At 51.6% G+C, this 12857-nt stretch carries 12 protein-coding genes and 1 pseudogene; 5 read left to right on the top strand and 8 right to left on the bottom strand.

The genetic code is table 11. The features are described from left to right. Positions 1 to 85: IS1 family transposase (locus ABZJ92_RS17180; protein WP_315971065.1), on the bottom strand; the 85-nt coding region annotated here is incomplete at its 3' end. A 528-nt stretch (positions 86 to 613) separates the two neighbouring features. After that, positions 614 to 1813, bottom strand: coding sequence for a BaiN/RdsA family NAD(P)/FAD-dependent oxidoreductase (locus ABZJ92_RS17185; RefSeq protein ID WP_000439213.1), 1200 nt, complete (start codon positions 1811 to 1813; stop codon positions 614 to 616). A gap of 231 nt (positions 1814 to 2044) precedes the next feature. Here ABZJ92_RS17185 and pitA point away from each other — a divergent pair, with 231 nt between their 5' ends. Beyond that, complete coding sequence (gene pitA, locus ABZJ92_RS17190; RefSeq protein WP_000902779.1) at positions 2045 to 3544, top strand: inorganic phosphate transporter PitA; 1500 nt, start codon at positions 2045 to 2047, stop codon at positions 3542 to 3544. A 70-nt stretch (positions 3545 to 3614) separates the two neighbouring features. On the opposite strand, the gene uspB is transcribed toward pitA, so the two are convergent. After that, the gene (gene uspB, locus ABZJ92_RS17195; RefSeq protein ID WP_000626187.1) at positions 3615 to 3950 is read right to left on the bottom strand and encodes a universal stress protein UspB; all 336 of its coding nucleotides are present in this window, start codon (positions 3948 to 3950) and stop codon (positions 3615 to 3617) included. A gap of 393 nt (positions 3951 to 4343) precedes the next feature. Between uspB and uspA the strand changes: the two genes are divergently transcribed. Further along, positions 4344 to 4778, top strand: a complete 435-nt coding sequence (uspA, locus tag ABZJ92_RS17200; protein WP_000323571.1) for a universal stress protein UspA — start codon at positions 4344 to 4346, stop codon at positions 4776 to 4778. A 98-nt stretch (positions 4779 to 4876) separates the two neighbouring features. Here uspA and ABZJ92_RS17205 read toward each other — a convergent pair whose 3' ends face one another. Then, entirely contained in the window at positions 4877 to 4930 is a 54-nt protein-coding gene (locus tag ABZJ92_RS17205) for a hypothetical protein (protein ID WP_213061748.1), read from the bottom strand. A gap of 165 nt (positions 4931 to 5095) precedes the next feature. On the opposite strand from ABZJ92_RS17205, the pseudogene dtpB reads away from it, so the two are divergent. Next, a pseudogene (gene dtpB, locus ABZJ92_RS17210) lies at positions 5096 to 6565 on the top strand (dipeptide/tripeptide permease DtpB). Positions 6566 to 6613: 48 nt separating this feature from the next. Here dtpB and rsmJ read toward each other — a convergent pair. Next, on the bottom strand, positions 6614 to 7366 hold the full coding sequence (gene rsmJ / locus ABZJ92_RS17215) for a 16S rRNA (guanine(1516)-N(2))-methyltransferase RsmJ (RefSeq protein WP_000686608.1): 753 nt from the start codon (positions 7364 to 7366) through the stop codon (positions 6614 to 6616). A 7-nt stretch (positions 7367 to 7373) separates the two neighbouring features. Further along, positions 7374 to 9416 carry an oligopeptidase A gene (prlC, locus tag ABZJ92_RS17220; protein ID WP_005065284.1) on the bottom strand — a complete coding sequence of 681 codons (2043 nt, stop codon included), beginning with the start codon at positions 9414 to 9416 and terminating at the stop codon, positions 7374 to 7376. A 202-nt stretch (positions 9417 to 9618) separates the two neighbouring features. On the opposite strand from prlC, the gene rlmJ reads away from it, so the two are divergent. Together rlmJ and gorA are read left to right on the top strand one after the other, a co-directional pair. After that, entirely contained in the window at positions 9619 to 10461 is an 843-nt protein-coding gene (gene rlmJ / locus ABZJ92_RS17225; RefSeq protein ID WP_005052521.1) for a 23S rRNA (adenine(2030)-N(6))-methyltransferase, read from the top strand. 71 nt (positions 10462 to 10532) lie between these two features. After that, positions 10533 to 11885 carry a glutathione-disulfide reductase gene (gene gorA / locus ABZJ92_RS17230; protein WP_000160805.1) on the top strand — a complete coding sequence of 451 codons (1353 nt, stop codon included), beginning with the start codon at positions 10533 to 10535 and terminating at the stop codon, positions 11883 to 11885. A gap of 53 nt (positions 11886 to 11938) precedes the next feature. Here the strand turns inward: gorA and dinQ are convergent, their stop codons facing one another. Both dinQ and ABZJ92_RS17240 read right to left on the bottom strand, forming a co-directional pair. Further along, positions 11939 to 12022 (bottom strand): damage-inducible type I toxin DinQ, encoded by an 84-nt coding sequence (gene dinQ / locus ABZJ92_RS17235; protein WP_001295215.1) that lies wholly within the window; start codon positions 12020 to 12022, stop codon positions 11939 to 11941. A 775-nt stretch (positions 12023 to 12797) separates the two neighbouring features. Further along, the coding region (locus ABZJ92_RS17240; RefSeq protein ID WP_071528444.1) for an IS1 family transposase at positions 12798 to 12857 on the bottom strand (60 nt) is incomplete at its 5' end.

The following is a 12857-nucleotide window of genomic DNA, read 5'->3' on the forward strand; positions in this document are numbered from 1 at the left end:
GCTGATGTCCGGCAGTGCTTTTGCCGTTACGCACCACGCCTTCAGTAGCGGAGCAGGAAGGACATCTGATGGAAATGAAAGCCACGCAAGCACCTTAAAATCACCATCATACACTAAATCAGTAAGTTGGCAGCATTACCTAAAAATGATGAATAATAATATCACGACTCTCATGGCAAGCACTCCCCTGACATCACAAATAAACTGAGCAAATCAAATTTCATTTAGGAATAGCCATATTTACAACGTAATAAAAATAAGATAAAGGCATTGCCGCCAATAAAAAAACACCACCTGATACAGGTGGTGAAAATGTAAAAACAATCGTCTTAAATAGAGCAAGTTGATTCAATCCAGAGGAGGTGATTTTAAATTTTACAGATTAAAAATATATACCTTTTACGTTTCAAATAATTTCCTTTGGTTATTCTTTGTGTTTTTTATTTCAGTAATATATATTCTCTGAGAATAAATACACTATAAAATAACCACAACGGCAATAGCGTTAATTCGCTAACAAAACAGCGAGTTAACACCAGAATGTCGGATGCAGAACCGTACCAAAATGACTTAATAACGACATATACAAACGGCTGACGGGAAAACGTCATGGTTATTTCACAATTGACGCCAAATCCTGCGCACAAGCCCATGCACTCGACCACGCCCACTGGAAGTTATAGCCCCCCAGCCAGCCGGTAACGTCCATCACTTCACCGATGAAGTACAGCCCAGGCACTTTGCGCGCTTCCATCGTCCGTGAAGAAAGTTCGTTGGTGTCCACGCCGCCGAGCGTCACTTCGGCAGTGCGATAGCCTTCAGTGCCGTTGGGTTGTACGCGCCAGTCGGTCAATGTGCTAATCAGTGCCTGTTGGTCACACACGTTGAGCTGTTTTAGCGAAACATCCGGGATTTGCCCGAGTTGCTGTAAGCGTTCAACCAACCGCTTCGGTAGATGAACCGCCAGTGTGTTTTTCAGGCTTTGATTCGGATGTGCGTTACGCTGCTCATTCAGGAAGGTTTCGAGGTCCACATCCGGTAGCAGATTGATACTGACAAATTCACCCGGTTGCCAGTAGCTTGAAATCTGCAACACCGCCGGTCCAGATAAGCCGCGGTGGGTGAAGAGTAAGTTCTCACGGAAAACGGTGCCGTTTTCAGCGGTAATCACGGAAGGCACCGCCACGCCCGCCAGCACCTGTAACTCTTCGAGCAACGGTTTATGCAGAGTGAATGGCACCAGACCCGCGCGGGTCGGCAGCACGTTGAGGCCAAATTGTTCGGCAATCTTATAACCAAACGGCGATGCGCCCAGCCCCGGCATTGACAGCCCACCGGTCGCGATGACCAGCTTTTCGCAACCGACAGTCATGCCGTTCAGATCAAGCGTGAAGCCTGTTTCATCCTTCGCCACACTCAGCACTTCGCTACGCAATCTGAAGGTTACATTGCCCTTCTCGCACTCATCCACCAGCATGTCGACAATCTGCTGCGCGGAGTCATCGCAGAAGAGTTGCCCTAACGTTTTCTCGTGCCAGGCGATACCGTGTTTATTGACCAGATCAATGAAATCCCACTGGGTAAAACGTGCGAGTGCAGACTTACAAAAATGCGGATTCTGGCTCAGATAAGCGCCTGGTTCGACATAAAGGTTGGTAAAGTTGCAGCGCCCACCGCCAGACATAAGGATTTTGCGCCCTAGTATTTTACCATTATCGATCAGCAGAACCCGGCGTCCTACCTGACCTGCCAGCGCAGAACAGAACATACCCGCCGCACCAGCGCCTATAATAATGGCATCAAACCTTTCCACGTTGCGCTCCTCTTAGAAAAAACGGGCGTGAATTGTAAAGATTCCTCAGTGGTCGCACCAGCATCAATATTACTAAAAGGAAGTATTTGCCTGAATTATATAAGATAATTATTTTTTGAGTGAAATCCATACAGGAGGCAAATCAAAAAAAGTCTATATTTCACTTTGCCCGCGCCGCGAAAGTCACTGATAATGCGCCGCGTTCATGTCCTCAAAATGGCGTAACGTCCTATGCTACATTTGTTTGCTGGCCTGGATTTGCATACCGGGCTGTTATTATTGCTTGCACTGGCTTTTGTGCTGTTCTACGAAGCCATCAATGGTTTCCATGACACAGCCAACGCCGTGGCAACCGTTATCTATACCCGCGCGATGCGTTCTCAGCTCGCCGTGGTTATGGCGGCGGTGTTCAACTTTTTGGGTGTTTTGCTGGGTGGTCTGAGTGTTGCCTATGCCATTGTGCATATGCTGCCGACGGATCTGCTGCTTAATATGGGATCGTCTCATGGCCTTGCCATGGTGTTCTCTATGTTGCTGGCGGCGATTATCTGGAACCTGGGTACCTGGTACTTTGGTTTACCTGCATCCAGCTCTCATACGCTGATTGGCGCGATCATCGGGATTGGTTTAACCAATGCGTTGATGACCGGGACGTCAGTGGTGGATGCACTCAATATCCCGAAAGTATTAAGTATTTTCGGTTCTCTGATCGTTTCCCCTATTGTCGGCCTGGTGTTTGCTGGCGGTCTGATTTTCTTGCTGCGTCGCTACTGGAGCGGCACCAAGAAACGCGCCCGTATCCACCTGACCCCAGCGGAGCGTGAAAAGAAAGACGGCAAGAAAAAGCCGCCGTTCTGGACGCGTATCGCGCTGATCCTTTCCGCTATCGGCGTGGCGTTTTCGCACGGCGCGAACGATGGTCAGAAAGGCATTGGTCTGGTTATGTTGGTATTGATTGGCGTCGCGCCAGCAGGCTTCGTGGTGAACATGAATGCCACTGGCTACGAAATCACCCGTACCCGTGATGCCATCAACAACGTCGAAGCTTACTTTGAGCAGCATCCTGCGCTGCTCAAACAGGCTACCGGTGCTGATCAGTTAGTACCGGCTCCGGAAGCTGGCGCAACGCAACCTGCGGAGTTCCACTGCCATCCGTCGAATACCATTAACGCGCTCAACCGCCTGAAAGGTATGTTGACCACCGATGTGGAAAGCTACGACAAGCTGTCGCTTGATCAACGTAGCCAGATGCGCCGCATTATGCTGTGCGTTTCTGACACTATCGACAAAGTGGTGAAGATGCCTGGTGTGAGTGCTGACGATCAGCGCCTGTTGAAGAAACTGAAGTCCGACATGCTTAGCACCATCGAGTATGCGCCGGTGTGGATCATCATGGCGGTCGCGCTGGCGTTAGGTATCGGTACGATGATTGGCTGGCGTCGTGTGGCAACGACTATCGGTGAGAAAATCGGTAAGAAAGGCATGACCTACGCTCAGGGGATGTCTGCCCAGATGACGGCGGCAGTGTCAATCGGCCTGGCGAGTTATACCGGGATGCCGGTTTCCACCACTCACGTACTCTCCTCTTCTGTCGCGGGGACGATGGTGGTAGATGGCGGCGGCTTACAGCGTAAAACCGTAACCAGTATTCTGATGGCCTGGGTGTTTACCCTTCCGGCTGCGGTACTACTTTCCGGCGGGCTGTACTGGTTCTCCTTGCAGTTCCTGTAATCGTACGCACCAAAACGAGCGGGTCAGTTTACTGGCCCGCTTTTTTTATACGTTATTATTGCTGAAGTGCTTAATGCCAAATCATCAATGCAATCAGGCTGACCACCACCAGACCACACAATGCGCTAGTCAGAATAAACTGCCGACGCACCCGCTCACAGCGGCGAATAAACTCATCATCGTGATGATCGCGATAACGTTGGGCATAGATATACCAAACGAGACGCACCTGTTTGTTGGGTTGGCCATGTGAGGTAAAAAAGCCCCCTCCATCAACATATTGATAGAGCAATGGATCGCAGTTACGCAGTACCACTAACAACGCGCGTAGTGATGAGAAATAGCGCGCCATGTTAACAATGCAAACGACACATAAAGCCCAAAATAATGCGACGGTGCTTATCATACCTCCTCCCCGGCGACCTGCCCGCGGAGTTCCACCCCGGGGCTACCGCTCCCGATACGCTGCCAATCAGTTAACACCAGGTCCTGGAGAAACCGCTTTTGTGGTGACCAACATCCGAGCGGCTCTATAGATAGTGTAGGAGATCAGGTTGTTTTTTTTCCAGAAGGTTAACCACTATCAATATAATATTCATGTCGAAAATTTGTTTATCTAACGGGTAAGCAAGGCGGATTGACGGATCATCCGGGTCGCTATAAGGTAAGGATGGTCTTAACACTGAATCTTTACGGCTGGGTTAGCCCCGCGCACGTAGTTCGCAGGACGCGGGTGACGTAACGGCACAAGAAACGCTAGCTGGCCAGTCATCGACAACTTTATGGAAGGAGTAACACTATGGCTTATAAACACATTCTCATCGCAGTCGATCTCTCCCCGGAAAGCAAAGTTCTGGTAGAGAAAGCAGTCTCTATGGCTCGCCCCTACAATGCGAAAGTTTCTCTGATCCACGTAGATGTAAACTACTCTGACCTATACACCGGGCTTATTGATGTGAATCTGGGTGATATGCAGAAACGCATCTCTGAAGAGACACATCATGCGCTGACCGAGCTTTCCACTAATGCAGGCTATCCAATCACTGAAACCCTGAGCGGCAGCGGCGACCTAGGCCAGGTTCTGGTCGATGCAATCAAGAAATACGATATGGATCTGGTGGTTTGTGGTCACCACCAGGACTTCTGGAGCAAACTGATGTCTTCCGCACGTCAGCTGATCAACACCGTTCACGTTGATATGCTGATTGTTCCGCTACGCGACGAAGAAGAATAATCATCCCTCCACGACGTGTTCCTGAACGCCCGCATATGCGGGCGTTTTGCTTTTTGGCGCGCCTTGTTACCTGATGCAGCGTAAACCCCTTATCTGGCCTACGATCTGCGTACGCAATCAAAATCTCCTGCCAATACAAAATTTAACACCATCATATTTTCCATCATTAGTGTGATCAGCTGGTTATTTTCTGTTGTAATAGTGTATTAATCTATTCACCGCATCAATATTAAGAATCTCTGACAGATGTAAACTTTTTCGCGCGTTATCCCTTACGCGTTCATACTTTTCAGGATGGTATTGGAAGGTTAATAAATATTAATACAACAACACCCATGGGGATGCTGCAGCAACCTCGCCCATTTTTCATGATCTTTTTTGTCGAGTTATGGGAGCGATTCGGCTACTACGGCGTGCAGGGCGTACTGGCGGTTTTCTTCGTTAAACAGCTTGGATTCTCGCAAGAGCAGGCTTTTGTCACTTTTGGTGCTTTTGCTGCACTGGTCTATGGCCTCATTTCCATTGGCGGCTATGTCGGCGACCACCTGTTGGGGACCAAACGCACCATTGTTCTTGGAGCACTTGTGCTGGCGATTGGCTACTTCATGACCGGCATGTCGCTACTTAAGCCTGACCTGATTTTCATCGCCCTGGGGACTATCGCTGTCGGTAACGGCCTGTTTAAAGCTAACCCAGCCAGCTTGCTTTCGAAGTGCTATCCGCCGAAAGATCCGCGGCTTGATGGCGCATTCACCCTGTTCTATATGTCGATCAATATCGGCTCGTTGATAGCGTTATCGCTGGCCCCTGTGATCGCTGATAGATTCGGTTATTCAGTCACCTACAACCTGTGCGGGGCGGGGTTAATTATCGCATTACTGGTTTACATCGCCTGTCGTGGAATGGTGAAAGACATTGGTTCTGAACCCGACTTCAAGCCGATGAGCTTCAGCAAACTGTTGTACGTATTACTTGGCAGCGTGGTGATGATCTTCGTATGTGCATGGCTGATGCACAACGTAGAAGTCGCCAATCTGGTGCTGATTGTTCTCTCCATCGTCGTCACTATCATCTTCTTTCGTCAGGCATTCAAGCTGGATAAAACCGGGCGCAATAAAATGTTTGTCGCCTTTGTCCTGATGCTCGAAGCGGTGGTGTTTTACATTCTCTACGCCCAGATGCCAACATCGCTGAACTTCTTTGCCATCAACAACGTGCATCATGAAATTCTCGGTTTTTCCATCAACCCGGTCAGCTTCCAGGCGCTTAACCCGTTCTGGGTGGTACTCGCCAGCCCAATACTGGCAGGCATTTACACGCATCTGGGTAACAAAGGCAAAGACCTCTCGATGCCGATGAAATTTACTCTCAGCATGTTTATGTGCTCACTGGGCTTTTTGACGGCTGCTGCTGCGGGAATGTGGTTTGCGGATGACCAGGGGCTGACATCGCCATGGTTTATCGTGCTGGTGTATTTATTCTAGAGCCTGGGTGAATTGTTTATTAGCGCCCTTGGCCTGGCGATGATTGCTGCCCTGGTGCCGCAGCATTTGATGGGCTTTATTCTCGGGATGTGGTTCCTGACGCAGGCTGCCGCGTTCTTGCTGGGCGGCTATGTGGCAACATTTACCGCGGTGCCGGACAACATTACCGATCCGCTTGAGACGTTGCCCGTCTATACCAACGTGTTTGGTAAGATTGGTCTGGTCACGCTGGGCGTTGCAGTAGTGATGCTGTTGATGGTGCCGTGGCTGAAACGCATGATTGCGACGCCGGAAAGCCATTAATTATTCTTGCAGAAAGCAGGGTAGCGTTATCGCTACCCTGCTTTACTTTTACACTGGCGTACCTGCATAGATATCAAAGCGATGCCCTTTAGTCACAACCGCGTTTGGCGTGGCGACATTCGCCAGCGGTGGCGCGTAGTCCGGGCGCTTTACCACCACGCGTTTGGTCGCCAGCAAGCGTGCAGGCTCCAGTAATCCATCGGCATCAAGATCCGGCCCCACCAGCGACTGAAAGACACGCATCTCTTTTTTCACCAGCGCGCTTTTCTGCTTATGCGGGAACATCGGATCGAGATAGACCACCTGCGGGCGTGGGGTAATATCGGTTAGCGCCGTCAGGCTGGAGGCGTGAATTAACTGCAACCGCTCCTGCAACCAGCCGCCGATTTCCGCATCCGCATAACCACGCGCCAGGCCGTCGTCGAGTAGCGCGGCAACCACTGGATTACGCTCCAGCATCCGCACGCGGCAGCCGACTGAAGCCAGTACAAAGGCATCGCGCCCCAGCCCTGCGGTGGCGTCCACCACATCCGGCAAATAATCGCCTTTAATGCCCACCGCTTTCGCCACCGCCTCACCGCGACCACCGCCGAATTTGCGTCGGTGCGCCATCGCTCCGCCAACAAAATCAACAAAGATGCCGCCAAGTTTTGGCTCATCACGCTTGCGCAATTCCAGATGTTCCGGCGTTAACACCAGCGCCATCAGGTTGTCTTCATCGTGCTCCAGCCCCCAGCGGGCCGCCAGAACAGATAAGGCGCCGTCTCCGGCGCCTGTTTCATCAATTAAGCAGATTTTCACTGAATGATCAGCCCTTAATGCCGTAATGCTCCAGCATCGCATCCAGCTGCGGTTCACGACCACGGAAGCGTTTGAACAGATCCATCGGCTCTTCTGAACCGCCACGGCTCAGAATGTTGTCGAGGAACGACTGCCCGGTTTCACGGTTGAAAATGCCCTCTTCCTCAAAGCGCGAGAAAGCATCTGCCGCCAGTACGTCAGCCCACAGGTAGCTGTAGTAACCTGCCGCATAACCACCGGCGAAAATATGGCTGAAAGCGTGCGGGAAACGGCCCCAGGACGGAGATGGCACCACGGCAACCAGTTTCTTGATTTCTGCCAGAGTTTCGAGGATTTTTGCCCCCTGATCCGGGCGGAACTCGGCATGAAGGCGGAAATCAAACAGGCCGAACTCCAGCTGACGCAGAATAAACAGCGCCGCCTGGTAGTTCTTCGCCGCCAGCATTTTATCCAGCAACTCTTTCGGCAGCGGTTCGCCGGTTTCATAGTGACCAGAGATAAACGCCAGCGCCTCCGGCTCCCAGCACCAGTTTTCCATAAACTGACTCGGCAGTTCGACCGCATCCCACGGCACACCGCTGATACCGGAAACACCAGCGGTTTCGATGCGGGTCAGCATATGGTGCAGGCCGTGACCGAACTCGTGGAACAGGGTGATCACTTCGTCGTGAGTGAACAGCGCCGGTTTACCATTTACCGGGCGGTTGAAGTTACAAGTCAAATACGCGACCGGTTTTTGCAGAGAACCATCAGCTTTACGCATCTGGCCTACGCAGCCATCCATCCACGCCCCGCCGCGCTTGTTTTCACGGGCATACAGATCGAGGTAGAAGCTGCCGCGCAGTTCGTTATTTTCGTCATACAGTTCGAAGAAACGTACATCCGGATGCCAGACATCAACATCTTTACGCTCTTTAGCGGTGATGCCGTAAATACGTTTCACCACTTCAAACAGGCCGTTAACCGCTTTGTTTTCCGGGAAGTACGGACGCAGCTGCTCGTCGCTGATGCTGTAGAGGTGCTGTTTCTGTTTTTCGCTGTAGTAAGCGATATCCCACGGCTGCAACTCATCGACACCAAATTCGGCTTTAGCGAAGGCACGCAGTTGCTCCAGCTCTTTTTCGCCTTGCGGACGCGCGCGTTTTGCCAGATCGGTTAAGAAATCCAGCACCTGCTGCGGGTTTTCTGCCATTTTAGTGGCAAGGGATTTAAAGGCGTAGTTTTCAAAGCCCAGCAGTTGCGCCAGTTCGTGACGCAGCGCGAGGATCTCTTCCATCACCTTGCTGTTATCCCACTTACCGGCATTCGGGCCTTGATCGGAGGCGCGGGTGCTGTAAGCGCGATACATCTCTTCGCGCAGAGCCTGGTTGTCGCAGTAGGTCATTACCGGCAGGTAGCTTGGGATATCCAGCGTCAGCAGGTAGCCTTCCAGCTCTTTCGCTTCGGCCTGGGCTTTTGCCGCAGCCAGCGCGCTTTCTGGCATCCCCGCCAGCCCCGCTTCGTCGGTAACGAGTTTGGTCCAGCCCATCGTCGCATCGAGGACGTTGTTGCTGTACTGGTTGCCCAGTTCAGAAAGACGGGTAGCAATTTCGCCGTAACGCTGCTGTTTCTCTTTCGGCAGACCTATGCCAGAGAGTTCAAAATCACGCAGGGCGTTATCAACCGCTTTCTTCTGCGCCGTGTTCAGCGTGGCGTAATGATCGCCATCGCGCAGGTCGCGGTACGCTTTATACAGCCCTTCATGTTGCCCTACCCAGGTGCTGTATTCCGACAGCAGCGGCAGGGTTTGTTCGTACGCTTCACGCAGTTCCGGGCTATTTTTCACCGAGTTCAGGTGGCTGACCGGGGAGAAGATACGCCCCAAAACATCGTCCACTTCCGCCAACGGCTGGCAGAGATTTTCCCAGGTGTACGGTGCCCCTTGCGCTACTACGCGCTCCACATTTTCGCGGCAGTCGTTCAATGCCTTAGTCACGGCTGGAACGACATGTTCCGGGAGAATTTTAGAAAACGGAGGCAATTCAAAGGGAGTCAGTAACGGATTCGTCATTAGCGCAGTCCTGGTTAAAGAGGTTAAGGAAGCGCTCAACAGGCGCTTTACATAATGTGTGTAGCATGGGGTTAAGTGTAGTGAATTTCAATGAGAAACGTTACGCTTTCGCGGCGGCGGCCTCTTTTCGGTATACTGTCCTGATAGGCTTTTGTGCGCCCCGAATACGGGCCAATTTTTACTTACCGGAACACCTTTACCCATGCTCAGTTATCGCCACAGCTTTCACGCTGGCAACCACGCCGACGTCCTTAAACATACCGTTCAGAGCCTGATCATCGAGTCGCTGAAAGAGAAAGATAAACCGTTTCTCTATCTCGACACCCACGCAGGGGCCGGGCGTTATCAGTTAGGTAGCGAACATGCCGAGCGTACCGGCGAATATCTCGAAGGTATCGCCCGTATCTGGCAGCAGGACGATTTGCCCGCAGAACTGGAGGCGTACATCAATGTGGTAAAACACTTCAACCGTAGCGGCCAGTTGCGTTACTACCCCGGTTCGCCGTTGATTGCTCGCCAGCTACTGCGCGAACAAGACAGCCTGCAACTGACCGAACTGCACCCGAGCGATTACCCGTTGCTGCGTTCTGGATTTCAGAAAGACAGCCGTGCACGCGTCGAAAAAGCCGACGGTTTCCAGCAACTTAAGGCCAAACTGCCGCCGGTTTCTCGCCGTGGTTTAATCCTTATCGACCCGCCGTATGAAATGAAAACCGACTATCAGGCGGTGGTCAGCGGGATAGCAGAAGGTTACAAACGTTTCGCCACTGGCACTTACGCATTGTGGTATCCGGTGGTGCTGCGCCAGCAAATTAAGCGCATGATCCACGACCTGGAAGCGACCGGCATTCGCAAAATTCTGCAAATTGAACTGGCGGTGCTGCCAGACAGCGATCGCCGTGGCATGACCGCTTCCGGCATGATTGTGATTAACCCGCCGTGGAAGCTGGAACAGCAGATGAATAACGTGCTGTCGTGGCTGCACAGCAAACTGGTTCCGGCAGGTACCGGGCACGCCACCGTAAGCTGGATCGTGCCGGAGTAATTGCAGCCATTGCTGGCACCTATTACGTCTCGCGCTACAATCGCGGTAATCAACGATAAGGACAATATGTCATGACTAAACACTATGATTACATCGCCATCGGCGGCGGCAGCGGCGGTATCGCCTCCATCAACCGCGCGGCTATGTACGGCCAGAAATGCGCACTGATTGAAGCCAAAGAGCTGGGCGGCACCTGCGTGAACGTCGGCTGCGTGCCGAAAAAAGTGATGTGGCACGCGGCGCAAATCCGTGAAGCGATCCATATGTACGGCCCTGATTATGGTTTCGATACCACCATCAACAAGTTCAACTGGGAAACGTTGATCGCCAGCCGTACCGCCTATATCGACCGTATTCATACTTCCTATGAAAACGTGCTCGGTAAAAATAACGTTGATGTAATCAAAGGCTTTGCCCGCTTCGTTGATGCCAAAACGCTGGAAGTTAACGGCGAAACCATCACGGCCGATCATATTCTGATCGCCACCGGCGGTCGTCCGAGCCACCCGGATATTCCAGGCGTGGAATACGGTATTGATTCCGATGGCTTCTTCGCCCTTCCTGCTTTGCCAGAGCGCGTGGCGGTTGTTGGCGCGGGTTACATCGCCGTTGAGCTGGCTGGCGTGATTAACGGCCTCGGCGCGAAAACGCATCTGTTTGTGCGTAAACATGCGCCGCTGCGCAGCTTCGACCCGATGATCTCTGAAACGCTGGTCGAAGTGATGAACGCCGAAGGCCCACAGTTGCATACCAACGCCATCCCGAAAGCGGTAGTGAAAAATGCCGATGGTAGCCTGACGCTGGAGCTGGAAGATGGTCGCAGTGAAACGGTGGATTGCCTGATTTGGGCGATTGGTCGCGAGCCTGCCAATGACAACATCAACCTCGAAGCCGCTGGCGTTAAAACCAACGAAAAAGGCTATATCGTCGTCGATAAATATCAAAACACCAATATTGAAGGTATTTACGCGGTGGGCGATAACACGGGTGCAGTGGAACTGACACCGGTGGCAGTTGCAGCGGGTCGCCGTCTCTCTGAACGCCTGTTTAATAACAAGCCGGATGAGCATCTGGATTACAGCAACATTCCGACCGTGGTCTTCAGCCATCCGCCGATTGGTACTGTTGGTTTAACGGAACCGCAGGCGCGCGAGCAGTACGGCGACGATCAGGTGAAAGTGTATAAATCCTCTTTCACCGCGATGTATACCGCCGTCACCACTCACCGCCAGCCGTGCCGCATGAAGCTGGTGTGCGTTGGGCCAGAAGAGAAGATTGTCGGTATTCACGGCATTGGCTTTGGTATGGACGAAATGTTGCAGGGCTTCGCGGTGGCGCTGAAGATGGGCGCAACCAAAAAAGACTTCGACAATACCGTCGCCATTCACCCAACGGCGGCAGAAGAGTTCGTGACCATGCGTTAAATGTTAAAGGGCTAAGAGTAGTGTGCTCTTAGCCCTTAATTACGTTTCCGCTATCAGTTCAGAAGCTGAAGCAGAAAGCGGATCAGTTCCAGCAGCGCAATTAACGCCCCAAGAACGATGATTGCTTTATCAATCACCCGTTTTCTCCATGCGATGGAGTGAGAATGCATCCGCTTACTCATCCACTGCCTGTCACGGCGCATGCCTCATTGTTAGATGTGGGCAATCTCACTCCGGCCAGAGCATCAGTTAACGGCACCACCCGTACTTCTGACCAGGACTTTGAAAGCGTTTATGCGCATTGCCAGAGTGAAAATGCCTCAGAGCTAACTGGATAATCATACAGTGTAATTAGGCTAAATAACCAGCATAACCTTGCAATAGTTTCAGTATGGTATTAGCATTGATGCGTTAGATGATGGCATTCTCACTCCAGCCAGAGCCACCAACTCTGGGCTGAAGAGTAAAAAAACCGACGCGAAGTCGGTTTTTTTACGTCCGGATTCGGACAAGGCTTGGTACGGCAGCGACCCGATGAAAGTATATAAATCCTCTTTCACCACCATGTATAGCAAACTGTCCCTTCTCCAGCTGAAGAAATCGCTAACGCTTGCAATGTTAGCCACTGGCTAATAGTATTGAACCGTTAGATGTGGGCATTCTCACTCCAGCCAGAGCCACCAACTCAGGCTGAAGAGTAAAAAACCGACGCAAAGTCGGTTTTTTTACGTCCTGATTCAAACCGCCTTTCAAATGAATAGCCAACTCAAAATTCACACCTATTACCTTCCTCTGCACTTACACATTCGTTAAGTCATATATGTTTTTGACTTATCCGCTTCGAAGAGAGACACTACCTGCAACAATCAGGAGCGCAATATGTCATTTCTGTTACCCGGTAATGACTCCAACTTACTGATAGTGTTTTATGTTCAGATAATGCCCGATGACCTTGTCATGCAGCTCCACCGA

The organism is Shigella sp. FJ200513 (assembly GCF_040495915.1).
Taxonomy (GTDB): Bacteria; Pseudomonadota; Gammaproteobacteria; order Enterobacterales; family Enterobacteriaceae; genus ECMA0423.

Bases quoted from the DNA above. Each gene is read 5' to 3' on its own strand.
- uspB (WP_000626187.1), bottom strand. From the start codon at position 3,950: ATGATAAGCACCGTCGCATTATTTTGGGCTTTATGTGTCGTTTGCATT.
- prlC (WP_005065284.1), bottom strand. From the start codon at position 9,416: ATGACGAATCCGTTACTGACTCCCTTTGAATTGCCTCCGTTTTCTAAA.
- rlmJ (WP_005052521.1), top strand. From the start codon at position 9,619: ATGCTCAGTTATCGCCACAGCTTTCACGCTGGCAACCACGCCGACGTC.
- gorA (WP_000160805.1), top strand. From the start codon at position 10,533: ATGACTAAACACTATGATTACATCGCCATCGGCGGCGGCAGCGGCGGT.
- uspA (WP_000323571.1), top strand. From the start codon at position 4,344: ATGGCTTATAAACACATTCTCATCGCAGTCGATCTCTCCCCGGAAAGC.
- pitA (WP_000902779.1), top strand. From the start codon at position 2,045: ATGCTACATTTGTTTGCTGGCCTGGATTTGCATACCGGGCTGTTATTA.